The following is a 19,193-nucleotide window of genomic DNA, read 5'->3' as shown; positions in this document are numbered from 1 at the left end:
ATTTAAAAATGCTATTGAAAAAACAAACAGTTTGGTTATTAACTATGTTAAGTTTGGTGGTTGTATTATCCGTTTATTACATCACTTCACCAGAACAAAAAAGCAACGAACTTGCTGCAGTGAAGCAAGAGGAGAAAGCAGACCAAAAGGAAAAAGAAACGAAACCCAAAACTGAAGCAAAAGAAGGCGACACTGTGATTTCTTCCATTGCCGGTGATGAGGAATTTGAAGCGCTTCGGTTAAAGCTTCAAGATGAGCGCAGCGAATTAAAGGAACAATTAAATGCTGTCGTGGCAACAACTGACCTTCCTGCAGGGGAAAGAAGCGAAGCAGTAGACCAAATGAAAAAATTAAATGAAATTGCTCAAAAAGAGGAAATGCTTGAAACTTTAATTAAAGCAATGGATTATGAGGACGCCCTTGTTAGAGCAGATGGTTCGACAGTTAAAATTATTGTAAAGTCTAGCAAAGAGTCTTCTAAATCAGAAGCCAATGCTATTATTCAAATGGTTAAGAAAGAAATTGGAGAAACGAATTTTGTTGCAGTTGAATTTCAGCCGGCAAAATAGATAAATTGTACTAAAGGAGGGCGCAGGCTCTCCTTTTTTTATTGTTCATTGACAAGATTATTGAACTTTAACAAGGTATTAGCGTATAGTATTAGTAGTTAGTCTTAATTTAGCAGGACAAGGAGTGTTTAGTTTGTTAAAAGTACAAGAAATTCGTGAATTAATAAAATTAGTTGACCAATCCAGTATTGATGAATTTGTATATGAGAATGAAGGCTCAAAAATTAAAATGAAAAAGAATACTGGAACAACGACTGTTACTGCAGTACAGGTCCCACAAGCTGCTGTTCAGACAGTTCCTGCCCCTCAGCCGGCAGCACCAGCTGCAGTTACAAGTACAGCGCCTGTACAAGAAGTAAAACAGGAAGAAGCAGTAAGTAATGCTGCAGGTCAGGCTGATACTTCAAATTTACACAAAATTACTTCTCCAATGGTTGGGACTTTTTATGCTTCACCAACTCCAGAAGCAGATGCTTATGTAAAAGCAGGTTCTGTTGTGACAAAGGATTCTATCGTATGTATTGTAGAAGCTATGAAATTATTTAATGAAATTGAAGCAGAAGTAAATGGTGAAATTGTAGAAGTCCTTGTTAAGAACGGACAATTAGTAGAGTATGGACAACCATTATTTTTAGTAAAGCCAGAATAAGGAGCGATAACAGGATGATAAAGAAACTGTTAATTGCAAACAGAGGAGAAATAGCGGTCAGAATTATTCGTGCTTGTCGAGAAATGGGAATTGAAACAGTTGCCGTTTTTTCCGAGGCAGACCGTGAAGCTCTACATGTACAACTTGCAGATGAAGCCTATTGTATAGGACCGAAATTATCAAAAGAAAGCTATTTAAATGTTACAAATTTGATTAGCGTAGCGAAGCTGACTGCGTGTGACGCGATACATCCTGGTTATGGATTTTTAGCAGAAAATGCAGATTTCGCCGAACTTTGCCGTGAATGTAATATTACCTTCGTAGGACCAAGTCCTGAAGCGATTACGAAAATGGGAACAAAGGATATAGCCAGGGAAACAATGAGAGAAGCAGGGGTACCTATTGTACCTGGTTCTACTGGTATCATTAACGATATTGATGAAGCGCTTGAGCTTGTAAGCAGAATTGATTATCCCGTGATTATTAAAGCAACTGCTGGCGGCGGCGGTAAAGGGATCCGCGTGGCAAAAAATGAACAAGAGCTGGTTAAGGGAATCAACATTACACAGCAGGAGGCTTTGACTGCTTTTGGTAATCCAGGAGTATACATAGAGAAGTATATCGAGGATTTCCGTCATGTTGAGATACAAGTGCTTGCAGATTCCTATGGAAACACCATTCACCTTGGAGAAAGAGACTGTTCAATTCAACGCAGACTTCAAAAGCTCCTTGAAGAAACACCTTCACCGGCTTTAGATGGAGAAATTCGTGCTGAAATGGGAAATGCAGCAGTAAAAGCCGCAAAAGCAGTTGATTATTCAGGTGCAGGAACGGTAGAATTTATATATGACTACCGCAATCGGAAATTTTATTTTATGGAAATGAATACAAGAATACAGGTGGAGCACCCAGTTACCGAAATGGTCACAGGTATTGATCTAATTAAGGAGCAAATCCGAGTGGCTTCCGGGGAAAAATTAACAATAAATCAGCAGGATGTTACGTTTACCGGATGGGCGATTGAGTGTCGAATCAATGCAGAAAACCCGGAAAAGAACTTCATGCCTTCAGCGGGGAAAATTAATATGTATTTGCCTCCAGGCGGCCTAGGTGTTCGTATTGATTCAGCTGCCTACCCGGGTTATACGATTCCACCTTATTATGATTCCATGATTGCAAAAGTCATCACATATGGTAACAGCAGAGAAGAAGCAATTTCACGAATGAAACGTGCTCTCAGCGAATTTGTGATCGAGGGTATCCATACCACCATTCCGTTCCATTTAAAATTACTTGAGCATGAAGATTTCGTAGAGGGACAATTCAATACAAAGTTTCTTGAATTACACGATGTGATGAAGTCTAGCTAAAATCTGGAGGTGTACTTTATGAGCGAGTATAATGTACTGGAAATGAATCAAGGAAACAACGGGCATGGTAAAGTAGAAATCGCACCTGAAGTCATTGAAGTCATTGCGGGTATTGCTGCTTCCGAGGTCGAAGGAGTAGCGCAAATGCGCGGGAATTTTGCTACTGGTGTAGTTGAACGGTTAGGCAAAAAAAACCACGGTAAAGGTGTTAAAGTGGAACTTTCGGAAGAAGGAATTACTGTCGATGTATACTGCTTAATGAAATTTGGAGTATCCATTCCTACAGTAGCGGGAAAAATACAAGATAACATTCGTCAAGCCTTGCTAAACATGACTGCATTAGAGGCGGAGGCAGTAAACATACACGTTGTCGGTATCTCCTTCGAAACCCAAAAACAAGAACCAGAAGTAGAAGAAGAAATTTAATCAACAGACCAAAGGAGAAAATCCTTTGGTTTTTTCTTTTTAAGGTTATTAGTATTTCATATCTAGGTAAAAATAAGTTCTTACAGTGCGAATCAGTTTTAGTTGTGCTATTATCTTTTTATGTACAAAAATAACGTGACATGGTTGTATAAAATTTGACAAAAATTAATTATTATCTCTAAAGGAGTTAAAGGTATAATGAAAAGAAGAACAGCAAGGGAAAAAGCGTTGCAAGCTCTTTTTCAAATTGACGTGAGTAACACAGAACCAGCCGCTGCCATCCAGCATGTTTTAGAAGGTGAAGCTGGTGATGACTACTTAACAAAGCTTGTATTAGGAGTTGTGGAACAAAAGAATGAAATTGATCCATTCATTAAAGAAAATCTTGAAAAATGGACGATGGATCGTTTGGCAACAGTTGATAGGAATTTATTAAGGATCGCGATATTCGAGTTATTATATTTCCGTCATGAAATTCCTGAAAATGTAATTTTAGATGAAGCGATAGAAATAGCAAAAATTTACGGAGATGAACAATCAAGCCGTTTTATTAATGGGGTTCTTTCGAAGGTTAAAGAAAAACTATAATGAAGACGTATAATCATGAACAGGGGGAGATATTATGACAGCAACAATTATTGATGGGAAAGAAATAGCAGCAAAAAAGAAGGTTGAAATTGCATCTGAGGTTCAAAAATTGAAGGAATTGGGGATTACACCAGGACTTGCTGTTATCCTTGTCGGTAATAATCATGCATCAAGAACGTATGTAACGAATAAAGAAAAAACGTGTCGAGACCTAGGAATGCACTCCGTTTTGATTGAATTGCCAGAAACGACTGACCAGGAAGAATTACTTGCAAAAATAGAGGAACTTAACGGAGATCCGGCTATTCATGGTATTTTGGTTCAGCTTCCTCTGCCAAAGCATATCGATGAAACAAGGGTTATTGAATCTATATCTCCTTTAAAGGATGTAGACGGATTTCATCCGATAAATATTGGAAGAATGATGACAGGGCAAGATGCATTTTTACCGTGCACTCCTTATGGAATTATGGTTCTATTAGAAGAAACTGGTATATCTGTAGAGGGTAAACATGTAGTCGTAGTAGGCAGAAGTAATATTGTCGGAAAGCCAGTAGGGCAGTTATTTCTTAATCAGCATGCAACCGTTACTTATTGTCATTCACGAACAAAGGATTTGCAGTATCATACATCCCAGGCTGATATTATTGTTGCTGCTGTTGGTATAGCTAATTTTATCAAAGCTGAGCATGTAAAAGAAGGTGCTGTCGTTATTGATGTTGGGATCAATCGGAATGAATCTGGTAAGCTTTGTGGAGATGTGGCATTTGATGAAGTGAGTGAGAAAGCTGGTTATATTACCCCTGTTCCAAAAGGAGTAGGCCCAATGACTATTACCATGCTTATGTATAACACGCTTAAGTCTGCAAAGAATACACTGCGGTTCTAAAGAGGAGTTCCTTATGCAGGAAAAAAAGTATTTATCTGTACTAGCATTAACAAAATACATAAAAAGGAAATTTGACGTTGACCCTCATTTACAGGATGTACATGTAAGAGGCGAAATCTCAAACTTCAAACAGCATTCTAGCGGACATATGTATTTTACGTTAAAGGATGAAAAAGCTCGTATTCTTGCAGTTATGTTCTCAAGCCAATCACGTGTTATGAAGTTTCTGCCGGAAAACGGAATGAAGGTGGTTGTAAAAGGGGATGTTTCGGTCTATGAACCAAGTGGACAATACCAAATTTATATTAAAGAAATGCAGCCAGATGGAATCGGAGAATTATTCTTAGCGTACGAGCAGTTAAGAAAAAGACTTGAAGCTGAAGGTTTATTTTCTATCGATCAAAAAAAGTCCATTCCAAGTTATCCGAAAACAGTAGGAGTCATTACCTCACCAACAGGGGCGGCAATAAGGGATATTATCACCACAATTAAGAGGCGTTATCCGATTGCGAATATCCATGTTTTACCAGCACTGGTACAAGGTGAGAATGCAGCTCCTTCTATCGCACGGGCTATTGAAAAAGCTAACAACATGAATGAGATAGATGTACTTATTGTGGGGCGTGGAGGCGGATCAATCGAGGAATTGTGGGCGTTTAATGAGGAGATAGTGGCTAGAGCTATTAATAAATCTGGCATCCCTATTATTTCTGCAGTTGGCCATGAGACAGATTTTACAATTGCTGATTTTGTTGCTGACATGCGTGCGCCAACACCAACTGCAGCTGCCGAGCTTGCTGTTCCTCATATTGATGAATTAATGGAAAGATTGCTTCAGCGGAAAACCCGGATGCTTCAATCCATGAACAGCAGATACCGCTATGAAAAACAACGGTTCGAGCGTGCCCAAAAGTCCTATGCATTTCGTTATCCACAGCGTCTATACGAACAAAAGCTTGAACAGGTGGATAAATTAACAGAATCACTTGTACGTGGTGCTGCTAGATTAACTGAATTAAAAAAATCTAAGCATGAAACCATACATAACCGACTCGTTCGTAACCATCCAAAAGTAGCATTACGAGAATCAGAGGTTAGATTTGAGCGTTCTAAAAAGGATATTCAACGTGCAATGAGACAAATCCTCTTGAAGAAACAAACAGATTTTGAAAGAATTCTCGCAACACTTCAAGCATTAAGTCCATTAAAAATAATGGAACGAGGATTCAGTCTTGTCTATTCAGAAGACAATGTATTAATAAAAAGTGTTAAACAAGTTAAAGAAAACGAACCACTCCAAATTCAATTAACAGATGGCAGTCTTCTCTGCAATGTACAGAACATAAAGGAGAGCGAAAACCGTGACGAATGAACAAGTGATTTCCTTTGAGGAAGCAATGAATAAGCTTGAGCAAATTGTCGATAAGCTCGAAGAAGGGGATGTCCCACTCGAAGCGGCCATTGCCTTTTATAAAGAGGGAATGGAGTTGTCCAAGCTTTGCCATGATAAGCTAAAAAGTGTTGAAGAACAATTAACACAGATTATTACGGAGGACGGACGCAAACAAAACTTTACCATTGAAGAGGAGGATTAGGCTTTGACTACTAAAGTTCTAGCTGCTTTTACACAAGAACATAAACAACTGCTTGAATCAGAGCTTCGAACCTTGGTGTCAAAGCTGGATGCACCTTCTATTATTAAAGAAGCCATGCATTATTCTCTTGAGGCAGGCGGAAAGAGAATCCGTCCTTTACTAGTATTTGCCACGCTTGCTGCTTTTGAAAAAGACCCAAAAATCGGTTTAATGGCCGCAGCCGCAATTGAAATGATCCATACCTACTCTTTAATCCATGATGATTTGCCGAGTATGGACAATGACGACCTAAGAAGAGGAAAGCCCACGAATCATAAAGTGTTCGGTGAGGCCATCGCCATTTTAGCGGGAGATGCTTTATTAACATACAGCTTTCAGGTCATTGGACAGACTCCAAACGAATTTGCCACTAGTGAAACCAAACTTCAATTAGTAATGGAAATGGCTAAAGCTGCTGGCAGTGAAGGGATGGTGGGTGGTCAGGTCGCAGATATGGAAGGAGAGGGGAAAACTCTTACCATTGAAGAGCTGGAGTATATCCACATTCATAAAACAGGGAAGCTGTTAAAATTTAGCGTCATAGCAGGAGCATTGTTAGGTGGAGCAAATCAAACTCAATTAGAAAACCTGTCATCATTTGCCCATCATCTAGGACTTGCTTTCCAAATACAAGATGATATTCTCGACTTGGAAGGAAATCAGGAGATACTAGGTAAACCTGTTGGAAGTGATTCGACGAATGAAAAAAGCACCTATCCGCAGCTATTGTCCATGGAAGGTGCAAAAAAAGCGTTAAGACAGCAATTGGAACTTTCTAAACAATACTTAGAGAAGACAGGACTTAACATACAATTACTTAAGGAAATCGCTGACCTCATCGCATCAAGAGACCACTAAATAACTGGTATTTGAACAACAACGTAATTATGTTATAATTGTTGTCAATGTAGAGAACGTTGTCAATGCCGTTACCACTTTTTTGTGTTAGCGGCTATTTTTTACTAGGTGAATTGAGAGAAAAAGTATGAAAGTGAGTGGTCCAAACATGGATCTATTATCAATAAAAGACCCTTCCTTTTTAAAAGGGATGTCAAATCAAGAATTGGAGGTTTTGAGTCAAGAGATACGACAATTCTTGATTGAGAAACTGTCTGTTACTGGAGGCCATATTGGACCGAATTTAGGTGTAGTTGAATTAACCATTGCCTTACATAAATGTTTTGACAGTCCCAAAGATAAATTTATCTGGGATGTAGGACATCAGTCCTATGTTCATAAAATTCTAACAGGCAGAGCATGTGAATTTGATACATTACGAAAATATAAAGGACTGTGCGGCTTCCCAAAAAGAATTGAGAGCGAGCATGATGTGTGGGAAACTGGACATAGCTCAACCTCCCTCTCAGCTGCTATGGGGATGGTTATAGCAAGAGACTTGAAAAAAGAGAGTTCTTTTGTTGTACCAATCATTGGCGATGGTGCCTTAACAGGTGGAATGGCGTTAGAAGCATTAAACCATATAGGTCATGAAAAAAAGAATATGATTGTTATTTTGAATGATAATGAAATGTCAATCGCACCAAACGTTGGTGCACTTCATAATATTCTCGGTCAATTACGAACTGCTGGTAAATATCAATGGGTGAAAGACGAGCTAGAATTGTTATTGAAAAAGGTTCCTGCAGTTGGCGGGAAGCTTGCAGCGACAGCGGAACGTGTTAAAGACAGTCTTAAATATTTATTTGTTTCGGGAATGTTCTTTGAGGAAATGGGCTTTACCTATTTAGGTCCGGTTGACGGGCATGATTTCGAGGCTTTATTTGAAAATTTCCGCTATGCCAAAAAAACCGAAGGTCCAGTTCTGCTTCATGTAATTACAAAAAAAGGAAAAGGATTCCACCCTGCTGAAAGCGATAAAAAAGGTACATGGCATGGTACAGGACCGTATAAGATGGATACAGGTGACTTCGTTAAGTCTGACAAATCTCCTCCTGCTTGGAGCAGTTTAGTCAGCGAAACAGTTCGTAAGTTGGCTCGCGATGATGAGCGTATAGTCGCGATAACGCCTGCGATGCCAGTGGGTTCAAAGCTAGAGGGGTTTGCAAGTGAATTTCCGGAGAGAATGTTTGATGTCGGAATAGCAGAACAGCATGCAGCAACCGTTGCTGCTGGATTGGCAACCCAAAATATGAAACCCTTTTTAGCGATTTATTCAACCTTTTTACAACGAGCTTATGACCAAGTTGTACATGATATCTGTCGCCAAAATTTAAATGTTTTTATTGGGATCGATCGAGCCGGATTAGTTGGTGCTGATGGCGAAACTCATCAGGGCGTATTTGATATTGCATTCTTAAGACATGTCCCTAATATTGTTTTGATGATGCCTAAAGATGAAAATGAAGGACAACATATGGTTTATACTGCTATGACCTATGATGATGGTCCGATTGCAATGAGATTTCCAAGAGGGAATGGTTTGGGTGTGCCGATGGATGAATCATACAAGACCATTCCAATTGGGACATGGGAAATCCTAAGGGATGGAGAGGATGCAGCAATCTTAACTTTTGGTACGACGATACCAATGGCGATTGAAGCTGCAGAAACGCTTGAAAAACAAGGTATTTCTGTAAAAGTAGTTAATGCACGATTCATTAAGCCTTTAGATGAAAAAATGCTTAATGAATTATTCTTAAATAATATTCCTATCCTAACAATTGAAGAAGCGGTGCTGCAGGGAGGTTTTGGAAGTTATGTTCTTGAATACGCTCATGAGAAAGGATATTACCAGCAAGCAATAGACCGTATGGGAATACCTGACAAATTTATCGAACATGGTGATGTAGAATCACTTCTAGAGGAAATCGGCATGACTACTTCAGAGGTTGTAAAAAGAATGACCATACTTGCACGAAAAAAACAACAAAGGGCATAATGCATGAAAAACAAAGAACGATTAGATGTGTTATTAGTTGAAAGAGGATTAGCAGAAACAAGAGAAAAGGCAAAACGTTCTATTATGGCAGGACTCGTTTACACCAACGAAGAACGGTTAGATAAGCCTGGTGAGAAGGTAAAAGTGGATATCCCGCTGATGATTAAGGGAAATGTACTTCCATACGTCAGTCGTGGGGGTCTTAAACTGGAAAAAGCACTAAAGGTTTTTGATGTTTCCGTTAAAGATAAGATTATGCTTGATATTGGTGCTTCAACAGGAGGATTTACTGATTGTGCCTTACAGAACGGTGCAAAAATGTCATACGCTTTGGATGTAGGTTACAATCAGCTCGCTTGGAAGCTGCGTCAGGATGAACGAGTAGTGGTTATGGAAAGGACCAACTTTCGATATGTCACACCGGCTGATTTAGCAGGAGAAATGCCGAATTTTGCCACAATAGATGTTTCTTTTATCTCTTTAAAATTAATATTACCTGTCTTGAAAACCCTGCTTGTACCTAACAGTAATATTGTGGCGCTAGTTAAGCCACAATTTGAAGCAGGACGTGAGCAAGTTGGAAAAAAAGGGATTGTACGTGATGAGAAAGTACATTTACAAGTTGTTAACAAAATAGTTGATTTTGCCCTTGAACAAGGATTTAATGTCGTTAATTTATCCTTTTCTCCTATTACTGGCGGGGACGGAAATATCGAATTTCTCCTTCACCTAAAATGGATAGGAGAACAGGAAGCGGGCCAAAATCAATTGCCTGACGAGCCTGTGAAAATTGTAAAAGAAGCTCATGAAGAATTTAAATCTAAGCAAGATATGGAAGGATAAAGCTTATGCTTTTCCTTCTTTTTTTGATATGTACATTTTTTCGGCAAAATAATAATTGTACTTCCTTGCCAAAATGGGCTAACATATGGGTATAAGCGACATTTTTGAACAAAATACGTAAATGTTTTAATGATTACGGGGTGAGTAGGTTGAATAAGGGTCAACGTCATATAAAGATTAGGGAAATTATCACTGCTAATGATATTGAAACACAAGATGAACTGGTGGATGAATTAAAAAGTGCTGGGTTTAATGTGACTCAAGCAACAGTTTCTCGAGATATTAAAGAACTACATTTGGTTAAGGTACCGTTGTTAGATGGGAGATACAAATATAGCCTTCCGGCCGATCAACGGTTTAATCCATTGCAAAAATTAAAAAGATCGTTAATGGATGCCTTTGTACGCATTGATTCCGCAGGTCATTTATTGGTAATGAAATGTCTGCCTGGTAATGCTATGGCCATTGGTGCTTTGTTAGATAACCTTGATTGGGATGAAGTTCTCGGAACCATCTGTGGTGACGATACGATTTTAATCATTTGTCGTACTCCCGAAGATACAGAGACAATCACTAACCGGTTCCTGGACATGCTTTAATAGGGGGAATATACCTTGTTATCAGAATTATCAATAAAAAACTTTGCTATCATTGAGGCCCTTTCCATTTCATTTGACAAGGGGCTGACCGTTTTAACAGGGGAGACAGGTGCAGGGAAATCCATTATTATTGATGCTATTCACCTGCTTGTAGGTGGCAGAGGTTCGGCTGAGTTTGTCAGACATGGAGAGGAAAAAGCAGAAATCGAAGGACTTTTTCAAATTGAAGATCAACATCCTTGTTATTCAAAGGCGTTGGAATTTGGGATAGAAATTGAAGAAGGAATGATTGTCTTACGAAGAGATATTTCACGTTCAGGAAAAAGTGTATGCAGGATAAATGGCAAGCTCGTGACCATATCAACTCTTCGTGAAGTGGGATCAACCCTAGTAGATATACATAGTCAGCATGAACATCAAGATTTAATGGATGAGAGCAGACATTTACTATTGCTTGATCAATACGGGCTTGAAGAAATTTCTCAGTCACTGGCGGAATACCAAGAAGTGTTTCACCGTTATGAACAAACGTCCCAAAAGCTAAAATCGTTAAACGAAAATGAGCAAAAAACCGCACATCGTCTTGATCTGATTCAATTTCAATTTGATGAAATTCAAAATGCAAAATTAAAGTTAAAAGAAGACGAAGAACTCTTTGAGGAAAAAAGAAAACTAGCGAATTTTGAGCGAGTATTTGAGGCCGTTCAATCGAGTTATAATGCCTTAACTGGAGAACAAAAGGGGCTGGACTGGATTAGTATGGTAATGGGACAGCTTGAAGATGCAGCAGCTTTGGATACCTCTTATAAAGAAGTATATGAATCCGTGATGAACAGCTTTTATCAGCTGGAAGATGCTTCCCGTACATTAAGAAATGAATTAGACGAGTTAGAATATGACCCGCAGCGTCTAAATGAGATTGAAGAACGATTAAATGAAATTAATCAATTGAAGCGGAAATATGGAAAAACGATAGAAGAAATTTTAGAATATGGTGCTAAAATTGAAGAGGAAATCGAAACATTACAAAATAAAGAAACACATATTGGCCAATTAGAGAAGCAATTATCATCCATTAAAAAGGACCTGGCCCTAGAGGCTAAACAATTAACTGAGCTCCGGAAAAGCTGGGCTGATAAGCTGACTAACTTAATACATAACGAATTAAAAGAGCTGTATATGGCAAAAACGCTGTTTGAAATTCGTTTTGAATCGATATTGCCTCATTTTTCAAAAAATGGAGTCGATCACGTGGAGTTCTATATCTCCACTAATCCTGGCGAACCGTTAAAGCCTTTATCTAAAATTGCCTCTGGCGGCGAATTGTCAAGAATTATGCTGGCACTTAAGAGTATTTTTTCAAAACACCAGGGAGTTACTTCTATTATATTTGATGAGGTGGATACTGGAGTAAGCGGCAGAGTGGCTCAGTCGATTGCTGAAAAAATTTATAAAGTGGCTGTGGATTCTCAAGTGTTATGTATTTCTCATTTACCACAAGTAGCTGCAATGGCTGATACACATCTATTTATTTCTAAAATTACTGAAGGCGGACGCACAAAAACATCTGTAAACCCACTTAGTATTGAAGAGAAAATAAAGGAAATCGGCCGTATGATTTCCGGTGCTGAAATTACAGATTTAACTAAAAAACATGCCGAAGAATTGTTGTTTTTAGCTGCGGAAAATAAAAAAATTGAAAAGCTTCCCAATTAGGGGAGCTTTTTTATGTTGTATCCGGTTATAAATGGTGCAAATGCAGGCAAAATTAAAGATGTAGCCATTTAGATAGTGAAACAGAAGCGAGGAGAGTGAAGATTTTGAAGTTAGAAATAATTAGAAAGATCATTGGTGGAATTCTCCTTGTTTCATTAATCAGCGTTTTATTTTTTCAGCCATTACAGCAGTACCTTGACATACCAAAGACCATTATAGTCTTTGAGGGACAAGATTATACTTTCCAAAAGGCTGTACCGGTATCAGCCTCATTAGTATCTCACAATCCGAAAATCACACTTGAACAAAATCAAAAACAAGTTTCCCTAACAGCTAGTGAAAACGGCCATGATGAAATGTTATTGGAATTTGCAGGAATTCCCGTCAAAAAGGTCGATGTAAATGTTTTAAAGGATTTTAGAGTCCAGCCAGGAGGACAGTCCATTGGTGTTAAATTAAACACGGTAGGCGTATTGGTCGTAGGTCACCATTTAGTTAATACCGAAGATGGAAAAAAATCACCTGGAGAAATTGCAGGAATAAAAATTGGTGATATCATTACCGAAATTAATGGCAACAAAATTGAAAAAATGACAGATGTTGCTCCATTTGTACAAAATGCTGGCCAAAGCGGCAAAGCATTAGATATGGTAATTAGCAGGGAAAGTGGTAAGTTTACAACGAAACTTACTCCACTTAAGGATAAGGGAGAAAACTCCTATAAGCTTGGATTATATATTCGTGATTCAGCAGCAGGAATTGGAACCATGACCTTTGTTCATCCACAAACTAAAAAATATGGTGCCCTAGGGCATGTAATATCTGATATGGACACGAAGAAGCCAATAGTTGTGGAAGATGGTCAAATCGTTCGGTCAACTGTTACTTCTATTGAAAAAGGAAGTAATGGGGACCCTGGTGAAAAGCTTGCACGTTTCTCTTCTGATCGTGAAATCGTCGGAAACATCACAAAAAATAGCCCATTCGGCATTTTTGGAGTGTTAAATAAAGATCTAAAGAACGGTATTATGGATAAACCGTTGCCAATAGCCCTTTCACATCAAGTAAAAGAAGGGCCGGCCAAGATTTTAACCGTAGTAAATGATGACAAAGTTGAAGAATTTGAAATTGAAATTGTCAGCACGATCCCGCAGAAATTTCCAGCAACGAAAGGCATGGTATTAAAAGTTACCGATCCAAGGCTCCTAGAAAAAACTGGGGGAATCGTTCAAGGTATGAGCGGAAGCCCTATAATCCAGGATGGGAAGCTGATTGGTGCCGTAACACATGTCTTTGTCAATGATCCAACCTCTGGTTACGGAGTACACATTGAATGGATGTTAAATGAAGCAGGAATTAACATATATGAAAAACCACAGGAAAAAGCAAGTTAAAATGAATGAGTGATCAAACAAAATAGGCGATTTTTGCCTATTTTGTTTTACATAAGATGATTCGACAAAAAAAGGAATAAAAAGGCATATGTGCGAATTTAGTCGAAATTCAAAGAAAAACAAAGAAAAGATAAGATTTTATCACTATTTTAAGAAATATTAAAAAAACTAGAGGAATTTTAGTTGCATTGTCGAATTTCTAATTTAGAATAGAATTAAGAGAATAAAAAGATAAATGAAAATAGAGATATGACCATTTGGATTTGAGGAGGATATAAGGTGAAAAAGATTAAAGTATGTGTCGTCGACGACAACAGGGAGTTAGTGGGGTTATTAGAGGACTATATTTCGTCCCAGGATGATATGGAGATTGCAGGTATTGCCCATAATGGTCAGGATTGTTTAGATCTATTAGAATCAACGGATACGGATGTCCTTGTTTTAGATATTATTATGCCTCATCTTGATGGTTTAGCTGTTCTAGAGCGCTTGAGAGAGTTAAAAAAAGGCGCAATTCCTAATGTAATTATGCTGACGGCGTTTGGTCAGGAAGACGTTACAAAGAAGGCTGTAGAGCTTGGAGCTTCCTATTTTATCTTAAAGCCGTTTGATATGGAGAACTTAGGAAACCATATCCGTCAAGTTAGTGGTAAAAGCAGTCAGGTTAGCCGTAAAATCCCTGCAGGAAATTACCGTCCGCAAACGGAACATAAACCGAGAAACCTGGATGCAAGTATTACAAGCATTATACACGAAATTGGTGTCCCTGCGCATATTAAGGGATATTTGTACTTACGCGAGGCAATTTCAATGGTTTATAATGACATTGAATTACTGGGATCTATTACGAAGGTTTTATACCCTGATATTGCAAAGAAATATAATACGACAGCCAGTCGTGTGGAACGTGCTATACGCCATGCAATCGAGGTAGCATGGAGCCGTGGGAACATTGATTCCATTTCCTCTTTATTCGGATACACTGTAAGCATGTCTAAGGCGAAACCGACGAACTCAGAGTTTATCGCTATGGTTGCGGATAAACTTCGGTTAGAGCATAAGGCCTCTTGAAGAGATGAAAAATAGTAAAAAAAGCCTTCATTTTCAAAATGAAGGCTTTTTCCATGGTTTAAATCTTATTTATTTTCATTTTCTAGTTCCATTAATTTTTGAATAAGTATATGCTGAGGCATATGCATAAGTTGTTCTAACGGAACATTTAATTTTTCGGCTAGTTTAACAGCAGTTTCAGGCGATAATTGTAACGGTTTCATATTAGATTCCTACCTTCATTTTTTAGTTAGGGAGTGGAAGCATGACACAAATTTTTGCTCATCGAGGGTATTCAGCCGTCTTTGCAGAAAATACTATGAAGGCATTTATTGAAGCAGAAAGGGCGGGTTCAGACGGTTTAGAGCTCGATGTCCAATTAACCAAAGACGGTGAAGTGGTGGTCATCCATGATGAAAAAGTTGACCGGACAACAACTGGTTCTGGCTTTGTTAAGGATTTTACCTTTCAGGAAATACGAAAGTTTAATGCTAATAAAAAAGGTGTAAAAAAAGAACCCATCCCTTCTTTAATTGAGGTTCTTGAATGGATGCAATCTAATCATTTAGTGTGTAACATAGAGTTGAAAAATAATCTATTACCATATCAAGGAATGGAAGAAAAAGTCATTCAGCTTGTTCGGAAATATAACCTGAGTAATCGGATTATTATATCATCTTTTAATCATTACAGTATCGTTTTAAGTTATCGGACAGCACCTGAAATAGAGACAGCTCCACTGTTTAATGAGCGAATTTATATGCCGTGGATTTATGCACAATCTATCCGTGCAAAAGGCATTCATCCGAAGCTGGTGTCAATAACAGATGATATTATTAAAGATGCGTTAGTAAATGGAGTAGCTGTTAGACCCTATACTGTCAATAAAGAGTCTGACATCAAAAGACTAATAAAAATTAACTGCACAGCATTGATCACAGATGATCCAGTAACGGCATTAAAAATTAAAAAACAATTTGAAAAGAGACCGTAACGGCCTCTTTTATTTTTTTGTGTTTGAAAACCTTGTTTGTACTTTATTTCTCTTTCTGTCACGATGAAAAATAAAGCCAGCGACGAACCCTAATCCACCTAAAAAAAGAATCAGGCCTAAAAGAAATTGCAGCCATAAGAAGGGAATAGGTGCTTGCAGAATCCCAAATGTCATATCGCGCATTAATTTAATGCCGTAGCCAGCTAAAAATCCTGGAATAACCAATATTAGTAGAGCAATAATCCGCCTCATAATTTAATCCTTCCAATTGTTTAATAAGTCAAAAGAATTATACCTTCATAAGAAATATTAGTACAAGGATATAATTTGTCAAGACAAGTGAAAAAATATAGAATAGAGAATGAAAAATATTGCATGTTTTCGATTATGTTGGTGTGAAAAAGTTTTCTTTTTCAAATATAATAAAGGGGCGGAAAAATGCAAAATGTTATGATTGTTGGTGCCGGCAAGGGCGGTACGGCGATCCTTAAATTACTCAATGAAACAGAAGTTCTGAATGTGATGGTTGTCATTGATAGAAATCTTGATGCACCAGGAATTGTATTGGCACAAAATGAGGGGATAAAGACTGGGACAGACTGGAAGCCATATTTAACAGAGCAGATAGACATCATCATTGAGGTAACAGGAAATGAATATGTTTTTCAAGAGTTAAGAAGCACAAAGGACAAGAAAACCGTTTTAATACCTGGCAGTGTTGCATTTCTTCTAGCCAAGCTTCTAGAAGAAAAGGAAGAATTAATTGTTAAGCATCAGAATGCCTCTTATCAACAAGAATTAATTTTTAATGCCGCGAATGATGGAATGCTGGTTATAGATTCAAAGGGGAACATAATTTTATTTAACCGTCGAGCCGAAGAGATGACGGGCGTAACACGGGAACAGGCAATTGGGAAAAAGGTTATTGAAGTAATTCCTGAAAGCAGACTTCCATTAATCCTGGAAACGAGAAGAACAGAGACCAATCAAGAAATGAATCTGGGGAACGGACGAAAAATAATTACAACTCGTATTCCAATCATTGAAGAGAACGGAACGTTAATTGGTGCATTTGCTGTTTTTAAAGATATTACAGAGGTTGTCAATCTTGCTGAGGAAATTACGGACTTAAAAGAAATTCAAACAATGCTTCAAGCAATTATCCACTCTAGTGATGATGCAATCTCAGTAGTTGATGAAAACGGAAGGGGGCTTCTCATTAATCCGGCGTATTCCCGCCTTACGGGGCTTACGCAAGAACAAGTAATTGGACACCCGGCAACAGCAGATATATCAGAAGGTGAAAGTATGCATATGAAGGTTCTCCAGACAAGAAGAGCAGTCCGCGGGGTTCCTATGCGGGTAGGAGCTAATAAACGGGAGGTCATTGTTAATGTGGCTCCGATCATTGTTAAAGGGAAACTAAAAGGCAGTGTTGGAGTTATACATGATATGTCTGAGATTAAATCTCTAAACCGGGAATTAAACCGTGCACGTCAAATCATCCGTACACTTGAAGCGAAGTATACCTTTGAAGATATTATTGGCAGTTCTGAGGAAATGAAGCTTGCGATTGAGCAGGCCAAGCTTGGCGCAAAAACGCCGGCAACCGTCCTTTTACGTGGTGAGTCCGGTACCGGAAAGGAATTGTTTGCACATGCCATACATAATGCAAGTGACCGAAAGTATAACAAATTTATTCGTGTCAATTGTGCGGCTATATCAGAGACCCTGTTAGAGAGTGAATTATTTGGTTATGAAGAGGGAGCCTTTTCAGGAGCAAAAAGAGGCGGAAAAAGGGGCTTTTTTGAAGAAGCGAATAATGGAAGCATCTTTCTTGATGAAATAGGTGAACTATCAGCTAATACGCAGGCAAAATTATTAAGGGTTTTGCAAGAGAATGAAATCATTCGGGTTGGCGGCACAAAGCCTGTTCCGATAAATGTGAGAATCATTGCTGCAACCCACGTGAATCTTGAAAAAGGAATTGCGAAAGGTTCTTTTAGGGAAGACTTATACTATCGTTTAAATCGTATGCCTATACATATTCCGCCACTCCGGAAACGAAAAGAAGAGATTCCTGTATTGTGTGAAAGGCTTATCCAAAAAATTAATCAAGATTATGGAAGGAATGTGGAGGGTGTTGCTCAGGCAGCGCTTCTAAAATTAATGAATTATGATTGGCCGGGGAATGTACGTGAACTAGAGAATATTCTTGGCCGGGCAATGATTTTTATGAATTACAATGAAACATTCATTAATATCCATCATCTCCCTGAACTAAGGACTAAAAAAACAGGTTCAGAGCACCAAATATCCGACCATGGTGAGTCAATCCAGCAGGATCGTTCTTTGCCTGCGATGGTTGAAGATTATGAAACCGAAATTATCCAGCAAACGCTGCAACGTTTTAATGGAAATAAGACGGCTGCCGCTAAAGCATTGGGTTTGTCCGTGAGAAATCTTTATTATAAATTAGAAAAATATAAAATTGAAAATAATAGCATGCAATAAATTTCATAGTGTGAAAATAATTGCACTATATATTCTGATTTATAAAGCGTTTTCAGAGTTTTTAACTTGGCACGGATTTTGCATATTACATATATGGAGTTGAAGAGAGAAAGGGTTGATGACACCTTGTTGCTTGAATCATTAATAGACAAAGCAACCCAACTGAATAATGTCACGGTAGCTGTTGCAGCGGCAGAAGATGAAGAAGTCATAGGAGCAGTGAGTGAGGCGTTAAACCGAAATCTTGCCAATTTTATATTATTTGGTGATAATGAAAAAATTACGACGATATTGGATGTGAATCAAAAAGACCAGCAGAAGAGTAATAAAAGTGTAACTGTTGTTCATGCAGATTCAAATAAGATGGCTGCAGAAATGGCCGTTAGGGCTGTATCCTCTGGGGAAGCAACCGTGTTAATGAAAGGGAATATTCCTACGAGCGACCTTTTAAAAGCGGTTTTAAACAAAGAATACGGTTTAAGAACGGGAAATATTCTATCACATGTAGCTGTCTTTGAAATTCCAGAATACGATCGATTTACTATCGTCACTGATGCAGGAATGAATATTGCCCCAGATTTGGAGCAAAAGGCGCAAATGATAAGAAATGCTGCGGCCATAGCAAAGGCCATTGGAATAGAATATCCTAAAGTTGCTCCTATTGCTGCGGTTGAAGTGGTAAATCCAGCCATGCAAGCAACTATTGATGCTGCTGCATTAACGATTATGAATAAACGCGGGCAAATCACAGGCTGTATTGTAGATGGGCCGTTAGCTTTAGATAATGCCATTTCTTCGATAGCTGCTGAACACAAAGGAATTCATAGTGAAGTAGCAGGAAGAGCAGATGTTCTATTAGTTCCTGCCATTGAAGTTGGAAACGTCTTATATAAGTCCTTAGTTTATTTTGCAAAAGCAAAAGTAGGAGCTGTTATTGCCGGCGCAAAGGCTCCAATTGTATTAACCTCAAGAGCCGATTCTGCGGAAAGTAAGCTATATTCACTTGCACTAGCTATCTGCTCTGTTACCAAATAGATTTTTACCTAAAGGGAGGATTTT

The 19,193-nt window shown here is 38.4% G+C and carries 20 protein-coding genes; 18 read left to right on the top strand and 2 right to left on the bottom strand.

Annotation, left to right across the window (positions count from 1 at the left end; all coding sequences use genetic code 11):
• Positions 1-8 precede the first annotated feature (8 nt).
• The 15 genes from QNH29_RS22030 to spo0A all read left to right on the top strand — a co-directional run bounded on the left by QNH29_RS22030 (position 9) and on the right by spo0A (position 14,647).
• Positions 9-569 (top strand): SpoIIIAH-like family protein, encoded by a 561-nt coding sequence (locus QNH29_RS22030; RefSeq protein ID WP_283861447.1) that lies wholly within the window; start codon positions 9-11, stop codon positions 567-569.
• 133 nt (positions 570-702) lie between these two features.
• Positions 703-1,218, top strand: coding sequence for an acetyl-CoA carboxylase biotin carboxyl carrier protein (gene accB, locus QNH29_RS22025; RefSeq protein ID WP_283861446.1), 516 nt, complete (start codon positions 703-705; stop codon positions 1,216-1,218).
• Between the two features lie 14 nt (positions 1,219-1,232).
• Positions 1,233-2,588, top strand: a complete 1,356-nt coding sequence (accC, locus tag QNH29_RS22020) for an acetyl-CoA carboxylase biotin carboxylase subunit (protein ID WP_283861445.1) — start codon at positions 1,233-1,235, stop codon at positions 2,586-2,588.
• A gap of 18 nt (positions 2,589-2,606) precedes the next feature.
• Entirely contained in the window at positions 2,607-3,014 is a 408-nt protein-coding gene (locus QNH29_RS22015) for an Asp23/Gls24 family envelope stress response protein (protein WP_283861444.1), read from the top strand.
• A gap of 198 nt (positions 3,015-3,212) precedes the next feature.
• A complete protein-coding gene (gene nusB / locus QNH29_RS22010) occupies positions 3,213-3,602 on the top strand; it encodes a transcription antitermination factor NusB (RefSeq protein WP_283861443.1) in 390 nt (129 codons plus the stop codon).
• Between the two features lie 34 nt (positions 3,603-3,636).
• Positions 3,637-4,491 carry a bifunctional methylenetetrahydrofolate dehydrogenase/methenyltetrahydrofolate cyclohydrolase FolD gene (gene folD, locus QNH29_RS22005; RefSeq protein ID WP_283861442.1) on the top strand — a complete coding sequence of 285 codons (855 nt, stop codon included), beginning with the start codon at positions 3,637-3,639 and terminating at the stop codon, positions 4,489-4,491.
• A 13-nt stretch (positions 4,492-4,504) separates the two neighbouring features.
• Positions 4,505-5,863 carry an exodeoxyribonuclease VII large subunit gene (xseA, locus tag QNH29_RS22000; RefSeq protein WP_283861441.1) on the top strand — a complete coding sequence of 453 codons (1,359 nt, stop codon included), beginning with the start codon at positions 4,505-4,507 and terminating at the stop codon, positions 5,861-5,863.
• Positions 5,853-6,086: an exodeoxyribonuclease VII small subunit gene (locus QNH29_RS21995; protein ID WP_283861440.1), complete on the top strand. Its 234-nt coding sequence runs from the start codon at positions 5,853-5,855 to the stop codon at positions 6,084-6,086. Before xseA ends, QNH29_RS21995 begins: the two co-directional genes overlap by 11 nt.
• A gap of 3 nt (positions 6,087-6,089) precedes the next feature.
• Positions 6,090-6,983, top strand: a complete 894-nt coding sequence (locus QNH29_RS21990) for a polyprenyl synthetase family protein (protein ID WP_283861439.1) — start codon at positions 6,090-6,092, stop codon at positions 6,981-6,983.
• Between the two features lie 148 nt (positions 6,984-7,131).
• On the top strand, positions 7,132-9,024 hold the full coding sequence (gene dxs, locus QNH29_RS21985; protein ID WP_283861438.1) for a 1-deoxy-D-xylulose-5-phosphate synthase: 1,893 nt from the start codon (positions 7,132-7,134) through the stop codon (positions 9,022-9,024).
• 3 nt (positions 9,025-9,027) lie between these two features.
• A complete protein-coding gene (locus tag QNH29_RS21980) occupies positions 9,028-9,867 on the top strand; it encodes a TlyA family RNA methyltransferase (RefSeq protein WP_283861437.1) in 840 nt (279 codons plus the stop codon).
• A 149-nt stretch (positions 9,868-10,016) separates the two neighbouring features.
• A complete protein-coding gene (gene ahrC, locus QNH29_RS21975) occupies positions 10,017-10,466 on the top strand; it encodes a transcriptional regulator AhrC/ArgR (RefSeq protein WP_283861436.1) in 450 nt (149 codons plus the stop codon).
• Between the two features lie 15 nt (positions 10,467-10,481).
• Positions 10,482-12,182 (top strand): DNA repair protein RecN, encoded by a 1,701-nt coding sequence (gene recN / locus QNH29_RS21970; RefSeq protein ID WP_283861435.1) that lies wholly within the window; start codon positions 10,482-10,484, stop codon positions 12,180-12,182.
• A 95-nt stretch (positions 12,183-12,277) separates the two neighbouring features.
• Positions 12,278-13,576 (top strand): SpoIVB peptidase, encoded by a 1,299-nt coding sequence (spoIVB, locus tag QNH29_RS21965; RefSeq protein ID WP_481858751.1) that lies wholly within the window; start codon positions 12,278-12,280, stop codon positions 13,574-13,576.
• A 279-nt stretch (positions 13,577-13,855) separates the two neighbouring features.
• Positions 13,856-14,647, top strand: a complete 792-nt coding sequence (spo0A, locus tag QNH29_RS21960; protein WP_283861433.1) for a sporulation transcription factor Spo0A — start codon at positions 13,856-13,858, stop codon at positions 14,645-14,647.
• A gap of 65 nt (positions 14,648-14,712) precedes the next feature.
• Here spo0A and QNH29_RS21955 read toward each other — a convergent pair whose 3' ends face one another.
• Complete coding sequence (locus QNH29_RS21955; protein ID WP_283861432.1) at positions 14,713-14,850, bottom strand: YycC family protein; 138 nt, start codon at positions 14,848-14,850, stop codon at positions 14,713-14,715.
• A gap of 41 nt (positions 14,851-14,891) precedes the next feature.
• On the opposite strand from QNH29_RS21955, the gene QNH29_RS21950 reads away from it, so the two are divergent.
• Positions 14,892-15,620, top strand: a complete 729-nt coding sequence (locus QNH29_RS21950; RefSeq protein ID WP_283861431.1) for a glycerophosphodiester phosphodiesterase — start codon at positions 14,892-14,894, stop codon at positions 15,618-15,620.
• Between the two features lie 9 nt (positions 15,621-15,629).
• Here QNH29_RS21950 and QNH29_RS21945 read toward each other — a convergent pair whose 3' ends face one another.
• Complete coding sequence (locus QNH29_RS21945; RefSeq protein WP_283861430.1) at positions 15,630-15,872, bottom strand: DUF2627 domain-containing protein; 243 nt, start codon at positions 15,870-15,872, stop codon at positions 15,630-15,632.
• Positions 15,873-16,058: 186 nt separating this feature from the next.
• Here QNH29_RS21945 and QNH29_RS21940 point away from each other — a divergent pair, with 186 nt between their 5' ends.
• Complete coding sequence (locus tag QNH29_RS21940) at positions 16,059-18,134, top strand: sigma-54 interaction domain-containing protein (protein WP_283861429.1); 2,076 nt, start codon at positions 16,059-16,061, stop codon at positions 18,132-18,134.
• A 126-nt stretch (positions 18,135-18,260) separates the two neighbouring features.
• Positions 18,261-19,169: a phosphate butyryltransferase gene (yqiS, locus tag QNH29_RS21935; protein ID WP_481858844.1), complete on the top strand. Its 909-nt coding sequence runs from the start codon at positions 18,261-18,263 to the stop codon at positions 19,167-19,169.
• Positions 19,170-19,193 lie beyond the last annotated feature (24 nt).

The sequence above is a fragment of the Neobacillus sp. DY30 genome, assembly GCF_030123065.1.
Classification (GTDB): domain Bacteria; phylum Bacillota; class Bacilli; order Bacillales; family Cytobacillaceae; genus Neobacillus.
Note: the sequence above shows the minus strand (reverse complement) of the source record. Positions and strands in the feature narration are given on the sequence as shown.

Coding starts and splice junctions, on each gene's coding strand:
- QNH29_RS22030 (WP_283861447.1), top strand. CDS start 9: ATGCTATTGAAAAAACAAACAGTTTGGTTATTAACTATGTTAAGTTTG.
- accC (WP_283861445.1), top strand. CDS start 1,233: ATGATAAAGAAACTGTTAATTGCAAACAGAGGAGAAATAGCGGTCAGA.
- QNH29_RS22015 (WP_283861444.1), top strand. CDS start 2,607: ATGAGCGAGTATAATGTACTGGAAATGAATCAAGGAAACAACGGGCAT.
- nusB (WP_283861443.1), top strand. CDS start 3,213: ATGAAAAGAAGAACAGCAAGGGAAAAAGCGTTGCAAGCTCTTTTTCAA.
- folD (WP_283861442.1), top strand. CDS start 3,637: ATGACAGCAACAATTATTGATGGGAAAGAAATAGCAGCAAAAAAGAAG.
- xseA (WP_283861441.1), top strand. CDS start 4,505: ATGCAGGAAAAAAAGTATTTATCTGTACTAGCATTAACAAAATACATA.
- dxs (WP_283861438.1), top strand. CDS start 7,132: ATGGATCTATTATCAATAAAAGACCCTTCCTTTTTAAAAGGGATGTCA.
- QNH29_RS21980 (WP_283861437.1), top strand. CDS start 9,028: ATGAAAAACAAAGAACGATTAGATGTGTTATTAGTTGAAAGAGGATTA.
- QNH29_RS21955 (WP_283861432.1), bottom strand. CDS start 14,850: ATGAAACCGTTACAATTATCGCCTGAAACTGCTGTTAAACTAGCCGAA.
- QNH29_RS21950 (WP_283861431.1), top strand. CDS start 14,892: ATGACACAAATTTTTGCTCATCGAGGGTATTCAGCCGTCTTTGCAGAA.
- QNH29_RS21945 (WP_283861430.1), bottom strand. CDS start 15,872: ATGAGGCGGATTATTGCTCTACTAATATTGGTTATTCCAGGATTTTTA.
- QNH29_RS21940 (WP_283861429.1), top strand. CDS start 16,059: ATGCAAAATGTTATGATTGTTGGTGCCGGCAAGGGCGGTACGGCGATC.